Genomic DNA, 18,772 nt, shown 5'->3' on the forward strand with positions numbered 1-18,772 from the left:
GCGAGGTCTGCGCGGGAGAATACCCCTCTCTTGCGATTTCTATCGTATAGCTCCTTCGGCGCTAAGCCGATGAAATCGTTTTCTCCCACTCAAGGGGAGAGAGTAGGGCAATGTTCATCTGTTCAGTCATAGGAAAATATCCCTTGACACCGTGACGGTGGTCGCGTAGGGTTCTGGCACAGTCGGAAATTTGCGGGCGGCGGAACGAGGGTTTCGGCCGCCTTTTGCGTTTCCGGGTGGCGGTTTCTTTCAGGAGGGGCAGGGAGTGTGGTCGATGGCGCTGGCGTCGGAGCGGCTTCTGGCCTTGCTGGTTCGCGAGATCGCGGCGTTCGAGGCTGATGTCGCGAGCGGTGAGGATGATAATCCCAGAGATCACCTGGCAACCCCGGTAGCGGGTGCCGGGCCGGGGGCTGCGGACGTGGCGGCGGATGGGGCGCAGCCCGGTACGAGGCGGCGGGTGGCCGCGGTACCGGCAGCGGCCAAGCGCGGCCCGGCGAAGCGCGTCGGGGCGACGGCGGCTTCCGGCGCGGCGGTCGGCGCGAAGCGGATGGGCCCCAAGGAGCGCATCGAGCATATCGGCCAGATGGCGAAGGTGCTGGAGAAGCTCTTGGAGCTGCGGCGGCTAGAGACGCTGGCGGCGGCGGGTGGGCCGCAGGACGACGCCGAGGCGGCGCGGCTCGGCGCCGAGCTCCTGTCGCGGCTGCGCAGCCTCGATGCGAGGCGCCGGCACGGCGAATTGCTGTTCGGGCCGGACGCTTCGGCGGGAGGGACGGGAGCGGCGGGCGCGGCGGGCGCAGTCGGGGATGGCGCGGTGGCCGCCAATGCGGGCGATCGAGCGCTGGGGACCGAGCGCGTGGACAGCGCGGACAGGGCGAATGCAGCCGGTTCTGCCGACGCAACCGGTGGAGGCCGGTGAGCCTGCCGGCCGAGCGCGCCGAGGCCACGGGCGTGTCAGACACATTCGAGACGGCGGACGGCGCCGCGCCGGGCGGGCCGGCGCAGGATGATCGGCAAGCCGGGGTGGCGGACCCTTCGCCAGGAGACAGACAAGACGGCTCCACGGCTGTCGAGGCTGCCACCGACTCCTCACTGGGCGAGGCCGTCACCGCCGGGCATACCGTCCGCCCGCCCGTCGGTGACGGGCTTTTCAGCGGCGGGACGGCCGGCGTGCAAGGGGACGCGAAGTTTGCCTGTGGGACGGCGGCGGCGGATGCGCCGAGGCCGCCGGGCGACGGGCCGACCGGCGAGGCTCCGCTCGGCGGCGCAGCGGCGGCGAATGATGGCCCGCTGACCGCGGCGCAGCACGACGTCGAGCGGGTCGAGTTGATCCGGCGAGCGTCCGTATGCGCCCTCCGCGGCGCGATGATCCCCTGGCACGAGGTCGGCCGGCCGGCGCAATTGCCGCCCAAGGGCGACTGGCGGCAGTGGCTGCTGATCGGCGGGCGCGGCTCGGGCAAGACGCGGGCGGGGGCGGAATGGGTGAATGCGCTGGCGGCGGGGACGCCGCCCTTCGCGTCGCGGCCGCATGGGCGGATCGCGCTGATCGCCGAGACGCTGGGCGACGCGCGCGAGGTGATGGTCGAGGGCGAGAGTGGGCTGATGCGCGCGGCGCTGGGGGCGCGGCCGGTGCTGGAGGTGACCCGGCGCCGGCTGGTCTACGCCAATGGCGCGGTGGCGCAGATCTTTTCCTCGGAGGACCCGGACGCGCTGCGCGGCTACCAGTTCGACGCCGCCTGGGGCGACGAGCTGGCGAAATGGGTGCATGGCGAGGCGTGTTTCGACAATCTGCAATTCGCGCTGCGGCTGGGCGAGCGGCCGCGGGCGCTGTTCACCACGACGCCGCGGCCGATCCCGCTGCTGAAGCGGCTGATCACTGATGCCGGCACGGCGACGACGCACATGCGCACCGCCGAGAACGCGGTGCACCTGGCGCCCGGGTTCATGGCGGCGATGCAGGCGCGCTATGGCGGCTCGCGGCTCGGGCGGCAGGAGCTGGACGGGCTCCTCCTGGAAGTGCGCGAGGACGCGCTGTTCGACGTCGCGGCGATCGAGCGGCTCAGGGTGCGGGCAGCGCCGGCGCTGCGGCGCATCGTCGTCGGCGTTGATCCGCCGGCGTCGTCGACGACGCGCTCGGACGCCTGCGGCATCGTCGCGGCGGGGCTGGCCGCGGACGGCACGATCTACATCCTCGCCGACGCGTCGGTGCAGGGGGCGAAGCCGCATGTCTGGGCGAGCGCGGCGGTGACGCTGTTCGAGCGGCTGGAGGCCGACCGGATCGTCGCCGAGGTGAACCAGGGCGGCGACATGGTCGAGGCGGTGATCCGGGCGAGCGCACCGAACGTGCCGTTCCGCGCTGTCAGGGCGAGCCGCGGCAAATGGGTGCGCGCCGAGCCGGTGGCGGCGTTGTACGAGCAGGGGCGGGTGCGGCACGCCGGGCGGTTCGCCGCACTCGAGGACGAGATGGCGGATTTCGGGCCGGATGGTCTGACGGGAGGGCGATCGCCGGACCGGCTGGACGCGCTCGTCTGGGCGGTGACGGCGCTGATGGGGCCGGTGCGCGAGCCGCGGGTGAGGGGGTTGTGAGGGAGGCGCGGACCGAAGGCTTGCACGGCCTTGTTCGCGGGCTTCCGATCAGAAGAAGCCGAACACGAACAGCAGCACGAGCGTGATCAGCACCGAGACGACGATCGAGCCGAGACAGCCGAGGCCGTTGGAAAAGAAGAAGAACATCGGCTGGGATCCGGGAGGAGTGACGAGCCGCTAACGGCGCGGCCGGCGGGTCGTTCCGTCGGGCGGCGGCGATCGTACCCCTCTCTTGCGATTTCTATCGTTTAGCACCTGCGGCGCTAAGCCGATGAAATCGCTTTCTCTCCCTCAAGGGGAGAGAGGGAGCAAATCCGGGAAGCGAAGCAGAGGCGTCGGCGGCAGGCAAGAGAGGGGTGTGAGCGCTGCTGTCGGGCGCTGAGCTGCGCGGAAGCCGGGTACCCCTCTCTTGCGATTTCTATCGTTTAGCGCCTGCGGCGCCAAGCCGATGAAATCGCTTTCTCCCCCTCAAGGGGGGAGAGGGCGCGCCGGGTCGGCGGTGATCTGTCGACATCCTGGCCAAGGCGCCTGAGCGCCGGCCGGGCTGCCGCAGATCCATCTGAGACCATCACCAACCTCGCTGCGGCGGGGTTTTTTGTTACCCCCATGACGCCGCGTCGGCGAGCCATCGGAGATCCTCATGCGCCTGAAGACGACGATCGCCGGGTGGTTCGGCGGCGGGAGCGACGACGTGCGGCCGGCGGGGCCCCACGAGCAGAAGGCGGTGGCGGTGGCGGGGGGCACGCTGGTGTTTTCGGGCGTTGGGGAGGAGGGGGCGTGGCGGGAGAAGGGGTATGCGGCGCTGGCGCGGTCGGGGTTCATGCAGAACCCGGTCGTGTATCGCTCGGTGCGGCTGATCGCCGAGAGCGCGGCGGCGATCCCGACGGTGCTCTATGACGGAGGGGAGGAGGTGGCGGGCCATCCGATCATCGAGCTCTTGCGCCGGCCGAATGCGTCGAGCGACGGGGCGGCGCTGATCGAGGCGCTGTGCGGGCATCTGCTTTTGTCGGGCAATGCGTATCTGGAGGCGGCGGGACTGGAGGGCGAGGTTCAGGCGCTGCATGCGCTGCGGCCGGACCGGATCCGCATCGTCGAGGGCCAGGACGGCTGGCCGGAGGCCTACGAATACCGCGCCGGGGCGGCACTGCGGCGGATCGCGGCGGAGACGGGGAGCGAGCGGCCGTCGCGGCTGTTGCATTTGCGGCTGTTCCATCCGCTGGCGGATCTGACCGGCTACGCGCCGCTGGCGGCGGCGCAGGCGGCGCTGGAGCTGCATAATGCGGCATCGCGCTGGAACAAGTCGCTGCTCGACAATTCCGCGCGGCCCTCCGGCGCGCTGGTCTACCAGCCGGGCGATGGCGGCAATCTGTCGCCGGAGCAGTTCGAGCGGCTGAAGGCCGAGCTCGACAGCGGCTATTCCGGGCCGGCACGGGCCGGGCGGCCGATGCTCCTGGAAGGCGGGCTCGACTGGAAGGCGATGGCGCTGTCGCCCAAGGACATGGATTTCGTCGAGGCGCGCAACGGCGCGGCGCGCGACATCGCGCTCGCCTTCGGCGTGCCGCCGATGCTGCTCGGGATCCCCGGCGACCTCACCTACGCGAACTATGCCGAGGCGAACCGGGCGTTCTTCCGCCTGACCGTGCTGCCGCTGATCACCCGGCTGGCCGGAGCGATCGGCGACTGGCTGGGCGGGCACTTCGAGGCACCAAGCCTGCGGCTTTCGGTCGATCTCGACCGCGTGGAGGGGCTGAGCGCCGAGCGCGAGGCGCGCTGGGACCGGGTGGCGGCGGCCGACTTCCTGTCGCGGGCCGAGAAGCGCGAGGCGGTCGGCTACGGCGCCGAGGGCTGAGAGTTTCGGGCGCGAACGGGCGCAACCGGGCGCGCAAAAAAGGAGCGGCGCCAGAGGCACCGCTGAAAAATTCGACATCAAAATCAGGACGGAACGACCATGCGGCGAGGCTGGGCGAATGTCAATCCGCGGCGGCGAGCCGCCGTGCGGAGGGAGAGGCAGCGATGAGCCCCGAGCCGGCGACGGCCCTGGCGCTGTGGCTGTCGAAGCTCGTCGGCGCGATTGCCGGGTCGGCGATCTCGGTGGCGTATCTGCTGCCGCGCGGGCGGCGCGAGGCAGCGACGCGGTTTCTCACCGGGATCGTCACGGGCCTGGTCTTCGGCCCGCCCGTGGGACTGATCCTGGCGGAACGCATGCGCATCGACGACAGCCTGACGGCCATCGAGCTGGCACTGATCGGCTCGGCCGTCGCCAGCCTCTGCGCCTGGTGGGGTCTCGGCGTGCTGCAGCGCTTCGCCGAGAGCCTGTTCCGGGCCCGGCCCGGGACCGGCGGAGGCGAGAAATGAGCACCCGTGCGGCGGTATTGCCCCTGGGCGAGCCGGCGGCGGCGATCCGCGGCTATGCGGCGCTGTTCGGGGACACCGACTCGGCCGGCGATCTGATCGAGCCCGGCGCCTTCGGCGCTTCGGTGCGCCGTCGTGGCACCGGCGGCATCCGCATGCTCTGGCAGCACGATCCGGCGCGGCCGATCGGGGTCTGGACCGAGATCCGCGAGGATCGGGAAGGGCTCTACGTCGAAGGCCGGCTGGCGCTCGGCACCCAGGCGGGGCGCGAGGCGGCCGAGCTGGTCGCCGCCGGTGCGCTGGACGGGCTGTCGATCGGCTTTCGGCCGCGCCTGGCCCGCCGCGGCGTCGGCGCGACGCGCCGGCGGCTGGTGACCATCGACCTCTGGGAGATCTCGCTGGTGACCTTCCCGATGCACGACCGGGCGCGACTGATCGCGCCCGCCTTCCGCCGCCCGGCGATCGCCCGAGCGCGGCCATCCCTCATCGCCAACTGACAGAACGGAGACAAGCATGAACGAGTTCTCTCCCGCCGCCCCGGTGACCAAGGCGGCGACGCCGGGCGCCCGCGACTCCTTCGACGACTTCATGGAGGCGTTCGAGGGGTTCCGCGAGGCCAATGACGAGCGCCTTAGCGCCATCGAGAAGCGCATGAGTGCCGACGTGCTGACCGAGGAGAAGGTCGAGCGCATCGGCCGGGCGCTCGACGAGCAGGAGAGGCGCATGGAGCGCCTGGCGCTGAAGCAGCTGCGCCCGCCGCTCGCCGGCAACGAAGGCGGCGGCCGGGCGCTGCCCAGCGAGCGCAAGCAGGCCTTCGAGCGCTATGTGCGGGCCGGCGACGAGCGCGACCTGCGGCGGCTGGAAGAAAAGGCGATGTCCAGCCTGACCGGGGCGGATGGCGGCTTCCTGGTGCCGGACGAGACCGAGACGGAGATCGGAAGGCGCCTGGCGGCGATCTCGCCGATCCGCTCGATCGCCTCGGTCCGCACGGTCTCGGCTGCGGTGCTGAAGAAGCCCTTCGCGATCACCGGGGCGCAGACCGGCTGGGTCGGCGAGACCGAGGCGCGGCCGCAGACGACGGCGCCGCAATTGGCGGAGCTGAGCTTCCCGACGATGGAGCTCTACGCCATGCCGGCGGCGACCAATGCGCTGCTCGACGATGCGGCGGTGGATATCGACCGCTGGATCGGCGAGGAGGTGGAGCAGGCCTTCGCCGCGCAGGAGAGCGCCGCCTTCGTCTCGGGCGACGGGGTGAACAAGCCGGCGGGCTTCATGACCGTGCCGACGGTGGACGAGGCGGCCTGGGCGTGGGGCTCGGTCGGCACGATCGCTTCCGGCGCGAATGGCGGCTTTGCGCCGGACACGGCGGCGGACGTGCTGATCGACCTCGTCTATGCGCTGAAGGCCGGTTACCGGCAGAACGCCAGCTTCGTGATGAACCGGCGCACGCAGGCGGCGCTGCGCAAGATCAAGGATGCCGACGGCAACTATCTCTGGCAGCCCCCGGCGAGCGCCGGGGCGCGGGCGACGCTGATGGGCTTCCCCATGGTCGAGGCCGAGGACATGCCGGACATGGCGGCGGGATCGAAGGCGATCGCCTTCGGCGATTTCGCGCGGTTCTATCTGATCGTCGACCGGCAGGGCGTGCGCGTCCTGCGCGACCCGTATTCGGCCAAGCCCTACGTCCTCTTCTACACGACCAAGCGGGTCGGCGGCGGGGTGCAGGACTTCGACGCCGCCAAGTTCCTCGAGTTCTCCGCCTGACGGATCGGCCGATCGCGACGAGAGGCCGGGCGACGGCGCCCGGCCGGCATTTCATGCGGGGAGACGAAAATGACGACGACGATCGATCTCGGCGGCGGCGTCGAGCCGGTGACGCTCGACGAGGCCAAGAGCTGGTGCCGGATCGAGCGCGACGACGAGGACGGGCTGATCGGCGACCTGATCCGCGCGGCGCGCCAGGGCATCGAGGCGATGACCGGGCTGGTGTTGGCGAAGCGGGTGTTCCGCCTGGCGCTGGACGATGTGCCGGCGCATGGCTGGATCGAGACGACGCGGCCGCCGCTGGTGGGGATCGTCGCGATCACCGCCTACGGACCGGGAGGCGAGCCGATGAGCTTTGCCCCCGACGAGGCGATCGTCGAGCGGGCGCTGGGGCTGGAGGCGATCAGGCTGTCGCCGGCGGTGCGGGCGGCGGCGGCGAACGGCGTCGAGGTGGATTTCGAGGCGGGCTACGGCGAAGGGGCGGTGCCGGAGAAAATCCGCGTCGCGCTCCGGATGATCGTCGCGGCGTCGTATGAGCTGCGGGCGGCGGTCGATCCGCAGCTGCAGCCGGCGGCGATCCCGGCGCGGGCGGCGTCGCTGCTGGCGCCCTATCGGCGGGTTTCGCTCTGATGGCGCCGCTGTTTCTCGATCCCTCGCTCCTGAGGAAGCGCCTGTCTCTGCAGGAGGCGGTGCTGACGCCGGACGGCGCGGGCGGTGCGTCGGAGGAATGGGTCGAACTGCGGGAGATCTCGGCGCATGTCGAGCCGGTGGCGGCGCGGGATCGCGAGCGCTTCGACAGTCGCGAGGCGACGATCACCCACCGGGTGATCTGCCGGGCGACGCCGGAGGTGACGCGCGGGCGGTCGTTCCGGCTCGGCGAGCGGCGGCTGATGATCCGGTCGGTGCACGATCCGCACGAGACCGGCCGGTACCTGGTCTGCCGCTGCGAGGAGGCGGCCTGATGCGGATCGACGTGCGGGTCGCTGTGCCCCGGCTGCGGCCGGTTCTGCCGGCGAACGCGGCGGCGCTGCAGGAGCGGCTTCGGACGGTACGGGCGCTGATCGGCGGGGCGCCGCTGCCGCGGACCTCGCTTCTCCGTCGGGCTGTCGCCGGGATGGCGTCAGCCGAGGCGGAGTCGCGGAGGGAAGGGCCGGAGAGCCTGTGACCCCGCGCAAGCGGAACCACCGACGCGGGTGTTACGAAAATTTCAGAAAATTTGCGGTGTCGGTCTCTTTCCCCGCGCGGCGATCAACGTATCTTACAGCGCATAACGGAACGCGAGCGAGGATGGTGGACATGGCGCATCCGAGCGCAGAACTGCAGAGTGCGATCTTCCAGACCCTGACCTCGGATCCGGGCCTGACGGCGCTGCTCGGCGGTCCGAAGGTCTTCGACCGGCGGCCCGAGCAGGCGAAGTTTCCCTATCTGACCCTCGGACGCACCGCGGTGGTCGACTGGTCGACCGGTACCGAGGACGGCGCCGAGCACATACTGACCCTGCATGTCTGGGCCAAAGGTGGCGGCAAGCAGGAAACCTACGAGATCATGGACAAGGTGGTCGAGCGGCTGAACAACACGTCGATGGCGCTCGAAGGCCACCACCTGATCAATCTCCAGCTGCAATTCGCCGAGGCGCGGCGCGAGCCGGAATCGACGGCCTATCACGGCATATTGCGGTTCCGGGCGGTGACCGAACCGGTCGCCTGACCGACGGGCGCCGACGGCGCCCAGCGAGCATCACATTTCAGCACGACCTCCAGGCGGCCCATCGGGCCGCCTTTTTTCATGGCCGGTGCGCCGGCACCGCGACGAGGATCTTCGAGATGGTGGCCCAGAAAGGCAAGGACCTGCTCCTGAAGGTGGACGAGGCCGGCAATGGCGGCTTCGTCACTTTGGCGGGGCTCAGGACGCGGCGGATCGCCTTCAATGCCGAGACGGTGGACATCACCGACGCCGAGAGCGCCGGGCGCTGGCGCGAGCTTCTGGGAGGGGCCGGGGTGCAGCGCGCGTCGCTGTCGGGCTCGGGCATCTTCAAGGACGCGGCCTCGGACGCCGCCTTGCGGCAGATCTTCTTTGCGTCGCGCGTCGCGCCGTTCCAGGCGGTGATCCCCGATTTCGGCACGATCACCGGGCCGTTTCAGGTGACGGCGCTGGAATATGGCGGCGAGCACAATGGCGAGGTGACGTTTGAGGCGACACTGGAATCGGCCGGCGCGCTGGTCTTCGCGGCGCTCTGAGATGGCGGTGAACCGGCGGCGCGGCGAGGTATCCGCGATCATCGACGGCCAAGAGCGGACGCTCTGCCTGACGCTCGGGGCACTGGCGGAGCTGGAGGACAGTTTCGCCGCCGACAATCTCGCCGACCTTGCAGAACGCTTCGGCGCAGGCAGGCTCTCGGCGCGCGACCTGATCCGCATCCTCAGCGCAGGGCTTCGCGGCGCGGGCGAGAGCGCGAGCGAGGCCGAGGTGGCCGCGATGCGCATCGAGGACGGCGCGGCGGGGGCGGCGCGGGTCGCGGCGGAACTGCTGACCGCGGCGTTCGGCGCGCCGGAGGAGAGCGCCGCCGCAAACCCTTGAGTGCCGCGCCGGCGGAGGGCGCCGCCGGCGCGGCGTTTCCCTGGGACGCGGCGATGGCGGCGGGGCTCGGCCATCTGCGGCTTTCTCCGCGCGACTTCTGGGCGATGACGCCGCGCGAACTCGCGGCGGCGCTGGGGCCCGTAGGGGCGCAGACTTTGCAGCCGCCGCGGCGCGACGAACTGGCGGCGCTGATCCGGCAATTTCCCGACCGTTGAGAGATGACCCATGGAAGATGACGAGACGCTGAGCGTTGCCATCGTCGCCGACACGAGCGGCTTTGCGACGGCGATGGACGATCTGACGCGCCGGGCGAACAGTTTCGGCACGGCGATCAGCGCGGCCCTGCGCGGCGCGGTGTCGGGCGGGCGGAGCTTCGACACGGTGCTACGCCAGCTCGGCCAGCGGATCTCGGCGATCGCGCTCGATGCGGCGTTGCGGCCGCTGACCAATCTGGCGGCCAACGGAATCGGCCAGGTGCTCGGCGGGATCGGCGGGGCGGTGGCTGGACAGGCGCAGAATGTCCTGCCGTTCGCCAAGGGCGGCGTCGTCGGGACGCCGACGTTCTTTCCGACCGGCGGAAGGCTCGGGCTGATGGGCGAGGCGGGGGCGGAGGCGATCCTGCCGCTGCGGCGCGGGGCGGACGGCACGCTTGGCGTCGTGGCGCCTTCCGGCGGCGCGGCCGGGCCGTCCATCGTCTTCAACGTGACCAGCCCGGACGCGGAGAGCTTCCGCCGCTCGGAGGCGCAGATCCAGGCGATGCTCGCCCGCGCGGCAGGGCGCGGCCGGCGGGGGCTGTAGCGATGGCGATCGCGGCGTTCGACGAAGTAAGGTTTCCGCTGCGCCTGTCCTTCGGGACGAGCGGCGGGCCGGGGCGGCGGGTCGAGATCGTGCGGCTGTCGACAGGGTTCGAGCACCGCAATCTGCGTCACCGCCATTCGGTGCGACGCTACGATGCCGGGTCGGGGTTGCGGAGCCTCGCCGATCTTGCCGAGGTGCTGGCGTTCTTCGAGGCGCGGCGGGGGCGGCTGACGGGGTTTCGCTTTCGCGATCCGCTGGACTGGCATTCGGCGGCGCATGGCGCGCCGGTGAGTGCGTTCGACCAGCTGCTCGCGGTCGGCGACGGGGCGACGACGCGGTTTGCGCTTCGCAAGACCTATGGCGAGGGCGAGGCGGCCTATCACCGGCCGATCGAGAAGCCGGTGGCGGGCACGGTGAAGGTGGCGGTGGACGGGGTGGAGGTCGCGGCCGGCGGCGTGGCGATCGACACGGTGGCCGGGAGCGTGACCTTCGCGGCGCCGCCGGGGGTCGGGGCGGCGGTGACGGCGGGGTTCGCCTTCGACGTGCCGGTGCGCTTCGACATCGAGCAGCTGAGCGTCAACGTCGCGGCCTTCGAGGCCGGCGACATCCCCTCCATTCCCCTGATCGAGATACGGCCATGAGAGAGATTCCCGCAGCGCTGGCGGAGCATCTGGCGCGCCCCACGACGACGCTGGCGCATGGCTGGCGGCTGACGCGGAAGGACGGCATCGTCCTCGGCTTCACCGATCACGATGCGCCGCTGGCGTTTGCCGGCACTGTGTTCGAGGCGGCGACGGGGCTGAGCGCGAGCGAGGCGGAGGCGACGCTGGGGCTGGCGGCAACGACCGCGGAAGTCGAGGGCGCGCTGTCGTCGGCGGCGATCGGCGAGGCCGACATCAGGGCCGGGCGGTTCGACGGGGCCAAGGTCGAGGTCTTCGTCGTCGACTGGCAGGATCCGGCGTCGCATCTGCTGCTCGACGTGGCCGAACTCGGCGAGGTGAAATACGGTGAGACCGGCTTTGCCGCGGAACTGCGCGGCCGGACCGCTTCGCTCGACCGGGTGCGCGGGCGGCTGTATCGGCGCCGCTGCGACGCGGTGTTCGGCGATCAGCGCTGCCGGTTTCCGGCGCATGAGCCGCCCTTCACGATCGAGGTGGCGATCGCCGGCGTCGAAAGCGAGGCGGTGCTGGTGGCCGGCGATCTCGGCGGCAATCCGGGGCGGTTCGGCCAGGGGCGGGCGGTGTTCGTCGACGGCGCGGCGGCGGGGCTGGCGGCGGAGATCGTAACGGCGGCGACGACCGGGCTCGGCACGACGCGGCTCGGCCTCGCCGACCCGCCGGAGGCGGCGTTCGAGCCGGGCGACCGGCTGCGGCTGACCGAAGGCTGCGACCGGCGCTTTTCGACCTGCCGCGACCGCTTCGGCAATCACGCGAACTTTCGCGGCTTTCCGCATATTCCGGGCGGCGACCACGTGTTCTCGATCGCCAAGAGCGACGGCGTGCATGACGGCGCGCCGGTGATGCCATGAGCGCGCCGAGGCGACCGGCCGAGGCGCTCGGCGCGGCGCGCGGCTTTCTCGGCACGCCCTATCGGCACCAGGGCAGCCGGCGCGGCATTGGTTGCGACTGCCTCGGCCTGGTGCGCGGGGTCTGGCGCGAACTCTACGGCAAGGAGCCGGAGGATCCGGGACCCTATCGCACCGACTGGGCGGTGCGCGGCGGGCCGGACCGGCTGATGGAAGCGGCACGCCGGCATCTTGTCGCGGTCCCGGCGGTCGAGACGCTGCCGGGGGACGTGCTGCTGTTTCGCTGGCGGGACGGCGCGCCGGCGAGCCATTGCGGCATCGTCGAGGAGGGCGGGCGGGTGATCCACGCCTATGAGGGGGCGGCCGTCGTCTCCTCGTCGCTGCCGCATGCCTGGTCGGCGCGGATCGCCGGCGCCTTTCGATTTCCGGAGTAGATGATGGCGACGATCCTGTTGCAGGCGGCGGGCAGCCTCGTCGGCGGCGTACTCGGCGGGCCGTTCGGGGCGATGCTCGGCCGGGCGGCGGGGGCGCTGGCCGGGGCGTCGGTCGATTCCTGGCTGTTCGGCGGCACGACGCGCAGCGAGGGGCCGCGGCTTACCGGCAGCCGCATCATGCAAGCCGACGAGGGCGCCGGCATTCCGCGCGTCTACGGCAGCGTGCGGGTCGCCGGCCAGGTGATCTGGACGACGCGCTTCGAGGAGGATTCCGACACCGAGCGCCAGGGCGGCAAGGGCGGCGGCCCGCGCGTCGAGGTCACCACCTACAGCTATTTCGGCAATGTCGCGGTCGGGCTCTGCGAGGGGCCGATCGCCGGGATAAGGCGGGTCTGGGCGGACGGCGAGGAACTCAACCTTACCGACATCGTCTACCGCGTCTATCCGGGCGACGAGGGCCAGGCGCCCGATCCGCTGATCGAGGCGCGGCAGGGCGAGGGCAACGCACCCGCCTATCGCGGCCTTGCCTATCTCGTCTTCGAGCGGCTGCCGCTGGAGCGCTGGGGCAACCGCATCCCGCAGATCTCCTGCGAGGTGCTGCGTCCGGTCGGCAGGCTGGAGAACCAGATCCGGGCGATGACGATCATCCCCGGCGCCAGCGAGCACGGGCTCGACCCGCGCGCCGTGCGCGAGCGGCTGGGGCCGGGCGAAGACCGGCTGATGAACCGCAACATGCTCCATAAGGCCAGCGACTGGTCGGCCGCGCTGGACGAATTGGGGGCGCTCTGCCCGGCGCTGGGGCGGGCGGCGCTGGTGGTCTCGTGGTTCGGGGATGATTTGCGGGCCGGGCACTGCCGGCTGCGGCCGGGGGTGGAACTGGCGACGCGCGACGAGGACGAGACCTGGCGGGCCGGCGGTGTCGGGCGCGGCGGCGCGCGGCTGATCAGCCGGCTGGGCGGCGGCCCGGCCTTCGGCGGCACGCCGAGCGACGCGGGCGTGTTGCGGGCGATCGCCGACCTGAAGGGCCGGGGGCTCGCCGTCACCTATTACCCGTTCATCCTGATGGACGTGCCGCCGGGCAACGCGCTGCACGATCCTTATGGTGGGGCGGCGCAGGCCGCGTTTCCCTGGCGCGGGCGGATGACGCTGGATATCGCGCCCGGCAGGCCGGGGTCGGTCGACGGTACCGCGGCGGCGCGGGCGGCGGTGGAGGCTTTTCTCGGCACGGCCGATCCGTCGGACTTCAGTATCGGGCCGAATGGGATCAGCTATTCCGGGCCGAACGAATGGTCCTATCGCCGGATGATCTTCCACCAGGCGCATCTGGCGAAGCGCGCCGGGGTCGTTGCCTTCATCATCGGGTCGGAGATGCGGGGCCTGACGCAGATCCGCGACGGCGAAGGGCGGTTCCCGTTCGTCGAGGGGCTGATCGCTATCGCCGAAGCGGTGAAGGCGATGATGCCGGATGCGATCGTCACCTATGCCGCGGACTGGAGCGAGTATTTCGGCCACCAGCCGGCGGACGGCTCCGGCGACGTGTTCTACCATCTCGATCCGCTCTGGGCGTCGCCGGCGATCGACGTCGTCGGCATCGACAATTATTTGCCGCTCGCCGACCGGCGCGACGGTGCGGCGGGGGCGGACGAGGCGCCATCGGACTACGACCGGCCGGCGCTGCGCGCGGGGATCGCGGGCGGGGAGTATTTCGACTGGTACTATGCCAGCGACGCCGATCGGGCGGCCGGGTTGCGCACGCCGATCACCGACGGTGCGGCCGGCAAGCCCTGGGTCTTCCGAGCCAAGGACATCGCCGGCTGGTGGGCCAACCCGCATGTCGAGCGGCGCGGCGGCGTGGAGGTGGCGGGGACGTCGCCCTGGGTGCCGATGTCGAAGCCGGTCTGGTTCACCGAGCTTGGTTGTCCGGCGATCCACCGCGGGCCGAACCAGCCGAATGTCTTCGTCGATCCGAAATCGTCCGAAAGCTTTGTGCCGCATTTCTCCGCCGGCGGGCGCGACGATCTGGTGCAGCGGCGGTTCCTGGAGGCGCAACTCGGCTACTGGGACCCGGGGTCGCCGGACTTTGCCGCGGCGAACAATCCGGTCTCGCCGTTCTATGGCGGGCGGATGGTCGATCCGGGCGCGATCCATCTCTGGACGTGGGACGCGCGGCCGTATCCGGCGTTTCCGGAGCGCATCGACGTCTGGAGCGACGGCGACAACTGGCGCCGCGGGCACTGGCTGAGCGGCCGGCTGGCGAACGCGCCGGTCGACGCGCTGATCGCGGCGATCCTCGATGATCACGGCATCGGCGACTACGACGTCTCGGGCGTCGAGGCCTCGGTCGCCGGTTTCGTCGTGACAGGCCCCGACACGGCGCGGCGATCGCTGGAAGAGCTGATGCGGCTGACTGGCACTCTGGCGCATGTGACGGGCGGGCGGCTGGTGTTCCGCTCGCTGGCGCGGGTGTCGCCGGTGGCGGAGATCGGCCAATTCGTCGATGACGAGGGCGCCTATGTCGAGCGGCGGCGGGGCGAGGCAAGCGAGGCGGCCGAAGAGATCGCGCTGAGCTTTCTCGATCCGGCGCGCGCCTACCAGCCGGGTTCGGCCGAGGCGGTGCGGGCCGAGCCAGCGCATCCGCGCAAGGCGGTCGTCGACCTGCCGGTGGTGCTGGAGGAGGGCCAGGCGCGTGAACTGGCGGCGGCGATGCTGCGGGAATCGGCCGCCGTCTCGGAGACTGCGGGCTTTGCCGTCGCGCCGTCGATGCTCGGGCTCGAGACCGGCGATGTGGTGACGCTGGCCGAACGGACCGGCGAGTGGCTGGTGACGCGGATCGAGACCGGCGCGGCCCGGCGCGTCGAGGCACGACGCCTGCCGCCACGCCGGCGGGCTTTGCCGGATCAGGGGGCGGCGGGACCGGTGCCGCAGCCGGGCCGGCCGGGACTGGCCTCGCGGCCGGTGGTGTATCTCCTCGACCTGCCGCTGCCGGAGGGCGGCGAGGGGATCGCCGGTGCGCGCTTCGCCGTCGTGGCGAAGCCGTGGATCCCCTACGCGATCTCGGCCGCGGGCGCCGACGGGCCGCAGGAGCGGCGGGCGACCGCGACGCGCCCGGCGACCGCCGGCGTTCTGACGCGGACGCTGGCGGCGGGGCCTGTCGGGATCATCGACCGGGCAAACCGACCGCGCCTGCGGCTCCATCGCGGCGCGCTGGCGTCGATCCCGCGGGCGGCGATGCTGGACGGCGGCAATCTCTGCGCCGTCGAGTGCGCCCCGGGCCTCTGGGAGGTGCTGCAGTTCGAGACGGCCGAGGAGGTGGCGCCGGGCGAGTTCGAGCTCGCCGGACTGCTGCGGGCGCAGGGCGGCACCGAGGATGCGATGGCGCTGGGTGCGGCGGCGGGCGCGGCCTTTGTGCTGCTCGACGCCAGCGCGGGCGAGATCGGCCTGACGAGCCGGGATGTCGGCCGGAGCCTCGACTGGCGGGTATCGCCGCTTGGCCGGCCGCTCGACGACTCGGCGGCGGTGACGCTCACCACGGCGCTCGGCGGCCGGTCGGTGAGGCCGCTGTCGCCGGTGCATCTTCGTGGAGTGTTCGCCGCCGACGGCAGCTTCAGCGCCGGGTGGATCCGGCGCACGCGGATCGGCGGCGACGGCTGGGACGGCATCGACGTGCCGCTCGGCGAGGAACGCGAGCTCTACCGCATCGAGATCACCGGCGGGGCGGGCGGGCTCCTGGTGCGGGAGACGGAGAGCCCGGCCGTAGCCGTGTCGGCCGGGGAGCTGACGGCGGCCTTCGGAACGATGCCGGCGGCGCTGACGCTGAGCGTCGCGCAGGTCAGTCCGCCATGGGGCACGGGCACGGCACGCAGCATCGTGATCAGCCGACCGTTCTGAAACCAGCGAAAGGAGACGCGCATGTCCGAGGAAAAACCCTGGTACCAGTCCCGCAGCATCTGGGGCGGGATCGTTGCGCTCGGCGCGGCGATCGCCGGCCTGTTCGGCATCCCGCTCGATGCGGCGACGCACGAGGCGCTGACCGTCGCGCTGACCAGCGCGGCAGCGGCGATCGGTGCCGTAGTGGCGATCATCGGCCGTCTCGCAGCGCAGAAGACGCTGCGCTAGACTGGCGCGAGGCGGCGGGCGAAACTTCGCCGCCTACATTCATTCGTCGTTCAGCGACATGCTGCTAGGTAGAAGCACGACCGTCACGCCCGGCGGCCCTCAGGCTCATTCCCAGGCCCTCATGACCATACCGCCACCCATCATTGCCTGCCTCCTGATCATCATGCTGCCCGGCATGGCGGGCGCGGCGACGGGGGCGAAACCGCCGGTGCCGCAGATGGCGGAGGGCTTCGACTGGTCCGAACGCCCCGACGAGAGCTTCGAGATCGCCGCGGCGGACTGTTCGGGCGCGGCGGCGCAGGCGGCGGCGCAGACCGGCGGGCAGGTCCTGTCGGTGTCGAGCCGCGAGGAAGGCGGCCAGACGGTCTGCGTGGTGACCGTTCTGGTGCCGGGCAAGGACGGCGGGCGACCGCGCAAGGAAACGGTGACCATCCGGCCCTGATCGGGAACCGGGGCGGAAACCGGCGGCCGCATCGGCGGGCCGGCCTTAGCAGGGGACGAAATTCATGCGCATCCTGGTGGTCGAGGACGACCAGACACTGAACAGGCAGTTGACCGAAGCGCTGGGCGGCGCCGGCTACGTGGTCGACCGCGCCTTCGATGGCGAGGAAGGGCATTTCCTCGGCGATACCGAACCCTATGACGCGGTGATACTCGATGTCGGGCTGCCGGTGATGGACGGAATCAGCGTGCTCGAGCGCTGGCGCCGGGAAGGGCGCCTCATGCCGGTGCTGATCCTGACCGCCCGCGACCGCTGGAGCGACAAGGTCGCCGGCATCGACGCCGGCGCCGACGACTACGTGACGAAGCCCTTCCACGTCGAGGAAGTGCTGGCGCGGGTACGGGCGCTGATCCGCCGCGCCGCCGGCCATGCCTCGTCGGAGATCCATTGCGGCCCGCTGCGGCTCGACATGCGCGCCTCGCGCGTCACGCTGGACGGTACGCCGCTGAAGCTCACGTCGCACGAATACCGCCTGCTCGACTATCTGATGCATCACCAGGACCAGATCGTCTCGCGCACCGAACTCATCGAGCATCTCTACGACCAGGATTTCGACCGCGATTCCAACACGATCGAGGTCTTCGTCGGCCGGCTGCGCAAGAAGATCGGCATCGACCTGATCGAGACCGTGCGCGGCCAGGGATACAGGATGCGTGATGCTGAACCGGGCCGGTAGGTCCCTCACCGCCCGCGTCATCGTCCTGTCGAGCCTTTGGGCGGTGGTGGCGCTGGCGGCGGCGGGCGGGCTGATCTCCAAGCTCTACGAGCAGACGGCGGCCAAGGGCTTCGAGGAACTGCTGACGGCGCAGCTCTACAATCTGGTGAACAGCGTCGGCATCGGCCAGAACGGCTCGCTGTCCGGCTCGCCCGATCTCGGCGACCTGCGCTATGTGCAGCCGCTCTCCGGCTGGTACTGGGAGGTGCTGCCGGCGAGCGAGAACACCCGCGGGCGTCTCTCGTCCGGCTCGCTCGGCATCCTGTCGATCCCCGAGATGCCGGTAGCGGAGGAGCCGTTCGACCCGGCCTACCGGCGCACCTACGAAATCCCCGGCCTCGACGGCGAGACGCTCAAGGTCCTGGAGACCGAGGTCGTTCTCGACGCGCAGAACCATGCGGCGCGGTTCCGGGTGATGGGCAATGCCAGCGTCCTGGCGGCCGACATGGCGCAGTTCGACCGGACCCTGGCGCTCTATCTCGGCGCGGTCGGGCTGGGCACCGTCCTGGTCAACGTGCTCGCGATCCTGTTCGGCCTGCGCCCGCTGCGCGAGGTGCGCGGGGCGCTGTCGCGGGTGCGCACCGGCCGGGCGGAGCGGCTGACCGGCCGCTTCCCGAGCGAGATCGAGCCGCTGGCGGTCGAGCTGAATGCCCTGATCGACAACAACCGCCGCATCGTCGAGCGCTCGCGCACGCAGGTCGGCAATCTCGCCCACTCGCTGAAAACGCCGATCGCCGTGCTGGTCAACGAGGCCGAGGCGGTCGGCGGCGAGCGCGGCCGGATCATCGCCGACCAGAGCGAGCGCATGCGCCAGCAGGTGCAGCATTATCTCGACCGGGCACGGGTGGCGGCGCAGTCGGAAGGCGCGGTGTTCCGCACGCCGGTGCAGCCGGTGCTGGAGCGGCTCGCCCGCGTCATCGCCAAGCTCAATCCGCATCTGGAACTGGATTTCGACGCGGCCACGGCGCGCGACCTGGTGTTCGCCGGCGAGCAGCAGGATCTCGAGGAGATGGTCGGCAATCTCCTCGAGAACGCCGGCAAGTGGGCGAGGGGCCAGGTGCGGCTGAGCGCCGTCGCATCGTCGCCGGAGCGGCTGGCGATCGTCGTGGAGGATGACGGGCCGGGGCTCACCGAAGCCGAGATGGCCGTGGCGACGAAGCGCGGCCGGCGCCTCGACGAGGCGGTGCCCGGCAGCGGGCTCGGCCTTTCCATCGTTTCCGACATGGTCGCCGAGTATCGCGGCACGCTCGGCTTCGCCCGCTCGGCGCTGGGCGGTTTGAGGGCCGAGATCGCGCTGCCCCGCGCCCTCGGCTCGCTCGCCGCTTGACATGGCGCGGCGAAGCGACGAACTCCCCGGGGAAAGAAGCCGACGTTCCGCCTGCCGAATGTCCCACCGGATGAATGCC

22 protein-coding genes are annotated in these 18,772 nt (G+C 71.3%); all 22 read left to right on the forward strand.

Going from position 1 to position 18,772, the window contains the following annotated elements:
- Positions 1 to 274 precede the first annotated feature (274 nt).
- The 22 genes from GGR03_RS16215 (at position 275) to GGR03_RS16320 (ending at position 18,693) form a co-directional block, all read left to right on the forward strand.
- The gene (locus GGR03_RS16215; protein ID WP_183209795.1) at positions 275 to 916 is read left to right on the forward strand and encodes a hypothetical protein; all 642 of its coding nucleotides are present in this window, start codon (positions 275 to 277) and stop codon (positions 914 to 916) included.
- Between the two features lie 446 nt (positions 917 to 1,362).
- Positions 1,363 to 2,583 carry a DNA-packaging protein gene (locus GGR03_RS16220; RefSeq protein ID WP_183210068.1) on the forward strand — a complete coding sequence of 407 codons (1,221 nt, stop codon included), beginning with the start codon at positions 1,363 to 1,365 and terminating at the stop codon, positions 2,581 to 2,583.
- Positions 2,584 to 3,223: 640 nt separating this feature from the next.
- A complete protein-coding gene (locus tag GGR03_RS16225; RefSeq protein WP_183209796.1) occupies positions 3,224 to 4,432 on the forward strand; it encodes a phage portal protein in 1,209 nt (402 codons plus the stop codon).
- A gap of 164 nt (positions 4,433 to 4,596) precedes the next feature.
- Positions 4,597 to 4,938: a DUF6107 family protein gene (locus GGR03_RS16230; protein WP_183209797.1), complete on the forward strand. Its 342-nt coding sequence runs from the start codon at positions 4,597 to 4,599 to the stop codon at positions 4,936 to 4,938.
- On the forward strand, positions 4,935 to 5,432 hold the full coding sequence (locus tag GGR03_RS16235) for an HK97 family phage prohead protease (protein WP_183209798.1): 498 nt from the start codon (positions 4,935 to 4,937) through the stop codon (positions 5,430 to 5,432). The genes GGR03_RS16230 and GGR03_RS16235 overlap by 4 nt, the downstream gene beginning before the upstream one ends.
- 16 nt (positions 5,433 to 5,448) lie before the next feature.
- Complete coding sequence (locus GGR03_RS16240) at positions 5,449 to 6,699, forward strand: phage major capsid protein (protein WP_183209799.1); 1,251 nt, start codon at positions 5,449 to 5,451, stop codon at positions 6,697 to 6,699.
- Positions 6,700 to 6,768: 69 nt separating this feature from the next.
- Complete coding sequence (locus GGR03_RS16245) at positions 6,769 to 7,329, forward strand: head-tail connector protein (protein ID WP_183209800.1); 561 nt, start codon at positions 6,769 to 6,771, stop codon at positions 7,327 to 7,329.
- Complete coding sequence (locus GGR03_RS16250) at positions 7,329 to 7,661, forward strand: phage head closure protein (RefSeq protein WP_183209801.1); 333 nt, start codon at positions 7,329 to 7,331, stop codon at positions 7,659 to 7,661. Before GGR03_RS16245 ends, GGR03_RS16250 begins: the two co-directional genes overlap by 1 nt.
- Entirely contained in the window at positions 7,661 to 7,864 is a 204-nt protein-coding gene (locus GGR03_RS16255; RefSeq protein WP_183209802.1) for a hypothetical protein, read from the forward strand. Before GGR03_RS16250 ends, GGR03_RS16255 begins: the two co-directional genes overlap by 1 nt.
- A 131-nt stretch (positions 7,865 to 7,995) precedes the next feature.
- Positions 7,996 to 8,406 carry a DUF3168 domain-containing protein gene (locus tag GGR03_RS16260; RefSeq protein ID WP_183209803.1) on the forward strand — a complete coding sequence of 137 codons (411 nt, stop codon included), beginning with the start codon at positions 7,996 to 7,998 and terminating at the stop codon, positions 8,404 to 8,406.
- 116 nt (positions 8,407 to 8,522) lie between these two features.
- Positions 8,523 to 8,936 (forward strand): phage major tail protein, TP901-1 family, encoded by a 414-nt coding sequence (locus GGR03_RS16265; RefSeq protein WP_183209804.1) that lies wholly within the window; start codon positions 8,523 to 8,525, stop codon positions 8,934 to 8,936.
- Between the two features lies 1 nt (position 8,937).
- Entirely contained in the window at positions 8,938 to 9,276 is a 339-nt protein-coding gene (locus tag GGR03_RS16270; RefSeq protein WP_183209805.1) for a gene transfer agent family protein, read from the forward strand.
- Positions 9,273 to 9,491, forward strand: coding sequence for a rcc01693 family protein (locus tag GGR03_RS16275; RefSeq protein ID WP_183209806.1), 219 nt, complete (start codon positions 9,273 to 9,275; stop codon positions 9,489 to 9,491). Before GGR03_RS16270 ends, GGR03_RS16275 begins: the two co-directional genes overlap by 4 nt.
- Before the next feature lie 10 nt (positions 9,492 to 9,501).
- Entirely contained in the window at positions 9,502 to 10,074 is a 573-nt protein-coding gene (locus GGR03_RS16280) for a phage tail tape measure protein (RefSeq protein WP_418884989.1), read from the forward strand.
- 2 nt (positions 10,075 to 10,076) lie between these two features.
- Positions 10,077 to 10,715: a DUF2460 domain-containing protein gene (locus GGR03_RS16285; protein WP_183209807.1), complete on the forward strand. Its 639-nt coding sequence runs from the start codon at positions 10,077 to 10,079 to the stop codon at positions 10,713 to 10,715.
- On the forward strand, positions 10,712 to 11,602 hold the full coding sequence (locus tag GGR03_RS16290) for a DUF2163 domain-containing protein (RefSeq protein WP_183209808.1): 891 nt from the start codon (positions 10,712 to 10,714) through the stop codon (positions 11,600 to 11,602). The genes GGR03_RS16285 and GGR03_RS16290 overlap by 4 nt, the downstream gene beginning before the upstream one ends.
- Complete coding sequence (locus tag GGR03_RS16295; protein WP_183209809.1) at positions 11,599 to 12,033, forward strand: NlpC/P60 family protein; 435 nt, start codon at positions 11,599 to 11,601, stop codon at positions 12,031 to 12,033. The genes GGR03_RS16290 and GGR03_RS16295 overlap by 4 nt, the downstream gene beginning before the upstream one ends.
- Positions 12,034 to 12,036: 3 nt before the next feature.
- Complete coding sequence (locus GGR03_RS16300; RefSeq protein ID WP_183209810.1) at positions 12,037 to 15,921, forward strand: baseplate multidomain protein megatron; 3,885 nt, start codon at positions 12,037 to 12,039, stop codon at positions 15,919 to 15,921.
- Between the two features lie 21 nt (positions 15,922 to 15,942).
- On the forward strand, positions 15,943 to 16,149 hold the full coding sequence (locus GGR03_RS16305; protein ID WP_183209811.1) for a hypothetical protein: 207 nt from the start codon (positions 15,943 to 15,945) through the stop codon (positions 16,147 to 16,149).
- A 121-nt stretch (positions 16,150 to 16,270) separates the two neighbouring features.
- Complete coding sequence (locus GGR03_RS16310) at positions 16,271 to 16,591, forward strand: hypothetical protein (RefSeq protein ID WP_246368093.1); 321 nt, start codon at positions 16,271 to 16,273, stop codon at positions 16,589 to 16,591.
- A 64-nt stretch (positions 16,592 to 16,655) separates the two neighbouring features.
- Positions 16,656 to 17,327, forward strand: a complete 672-nt coding sequence (locus GGR03_RS16315; RefSeq protein WP_183209812.1) for a response regulator transcription factor — start codon at positions 16,656 to 16,658, stop codon at positions 17,325 to 17,327.
- Positions 17,308 to 18,693 carry an ATP-binding protein gene (locus tag GGR03_RS16320; protein ID WP_183209813.1) on the forward strand — a complete coding sequence of 462 codons (1,386 nt, stop codon included), beginning with the start codon at positions 17,308 to 17,310 and terminating at the stop codon, positions 18,691 to 18,693. The genes GGR03_RS16315 and GGR03_RS16320 overlap by 20 nt, the downstream gene beginning before the upstream one ends.
- Positions 18,694 to 18,772: the final 79 nt, after the last annotated feature.

Origin of the sequence: Aurantimonas endophytica (assembly GCF_014196845.1) — a bacterium.
GTDB classification, from domain to species: domain Bacteria; phylum Pseudomonadota; class Alphaproteobacteria; order Rhizobiales; family Rhizobiaceae; genus Aurantimonas; species Aurantimonas endophytica.

What these genes read in the sequence shown, in the direction of transcription:
- GGR03_RS16215 (WP_183209795.1), top strand. Translation starts at nt 275, where the DNA reads ATGGCGCTGGCGTCGGAGCGGCTTCTGGCCTTGCTGGTTCGCGAGATC.
- GGR03_RS16220 (WP_183210068.1), top strand. Translation starts at nt 1,363, where the DNA reads ATGATCCCCTGGCACGAGGTCGGCCGGCCGGCGCAATTGCCGCCCAAG.
- GGR03_RS16225 (WP_183209796.1), top strand. Translation starts at nt 3,224, where the DNA reads ATGCGCCTGAAGACGACGATCGCCGGGTGGTTCGGCGGCGGGAGCGAC.
- GGR03_RS16230 (WP_183209797.1), top strand. Translation starts at nt 4,597, where the DNA reads ATGAGCCCCGAGCCGGCGACGGCCCTGGCGCTGTGGCTGTCGAAGCTC.
- GGR03_RS16235 (WP_183209798.1), top strand. Translation starts at nt 4,935, where the DNA reads ATGAGCACCCGTGCGGCGGTATTGCCCCTGGGCGAGCCGGCGGCGGCG.
- GGR03_RS16240 (WP_183209799.1), top strand. Translation starts at nt 5,449, where the DNA reads ATGAACGAGTTCTCTCCCGCCGCCCCGGTGACCAAGGCGGCGACGCCG.
- GGR03_RS16245 (WP_183209800.1), top strand. Translation starts at nt 6,769, where the DNA reads ATGACGACGACGATCGATCTCGGCGGCGGCGTCGAGCCGGTGACGCTC.
- GGR03_RS16250 (WP_183209801.1), top strand. Translation starts at nt 7,329, where the DNA reads ATGGCGCCGCTGTTTCTCGATCCCTCGCTCCTGAGGAAGCGCCTGTCT.
- GGR03_RS16255 (WP_183209802.1), top strand. Translation starts at nt 7,661, where the DNA reads ATGCGGATCGACGTGCGGGTCGCTGTGCCCCGGCTGCGGCCGGTTCTG.
- GGR03_RS16260 (WP_183209803.1), top strand. Translation starts at nt 7,996, where the DNA reads ATGGCGCATCCGAGCGCAGAACTGCAGAGTGCGATCTTCCAGACCCTG.
- GGR03_RS16265 (WP_183209804.1), top strand. Translation starts at nt 8,523, where the DNA reads ATGGTGGCCCAGAAAGGCAAGGACCTGCTCCTGAAGGTGGACGAGGCC.
- GGR03_RS16270 (WP_183209805.1), top strand. Translation starts at nt 8,938, where the DNA reads ATGGCGGTGAACCGGCGGCGCGGCGAGGTATCCGCGATCATCGACGGC.
- GGR03_RS16280 (WP_418884989.1), top strand. Translation starts at nt 9,502, where the DNA reads ATGGAAGATGACGAGACGCTGAGCGTTGCCATCGTCGCCGACACGAGC.
- GGR03_RS16285 (WP_183209807.1), top strand. Translation starts at nt 10,077, where the DNA reads ATGGCGATCGCGGCGTTCGACGAAGTAAGGTTTCCGCTGCGCCTGTCC.
- GGR03_RS16290 (WP_183209808.1), top strand. Translation starts at nt 10,712, where the DNA reads ATGAGAGAGATTCCCGCAGCGCTGGCGGAGCATCTGGCGCGCCCCACG.
- GGR03_RS16295 (WP_183209809.1), top strand. Translation starts at nt 11,599, where the DNA reads ATGAGCGCGCCGAGGCGACCGGCCGAGGCGCTCGGCGCGGCGCGCGGC.
- GGR03_RS16300 (WP_183209810.1), top strand. Translation starts at nt 12,037, where the DNA reads ATGGCGACGATCCTGTTGCAGGCGGCGGGCAGCCTCGTCGGCGGCGTA.
- GGR03_RS16305 (WP_183209811.1), top strand. Translation starts at nt 15,943, where the DNA reads ATGTCCGAGGAAAAACCCTGGTACCAGTCCCGCAGCATCTGGGGCGGG.
- GGR03_RS16310 (WP_246368093.1), top strand. Translation starts at nt 16,271, where the DNA reads ATGACCATACCGCCACCCATCATTGCCTGCCTCCTGATCATCATGCTG.
- GGR03_RS16315 (WP_183209812.1), top strand. Translation starts at nt 16,656, where the DNA reads ATGCGCATCCTGGTGGTCGAGGACGACCAGACACTGAACAGGCAGTTG.
- GGR03_RS16320 (WP_183209813.1), top strand. Translation starts at nt 17,308, where the DNA reads ATGCTGAACCGGGCCGGTAGGTCCCTCACCGCCCGCGTCATCGTCCTG.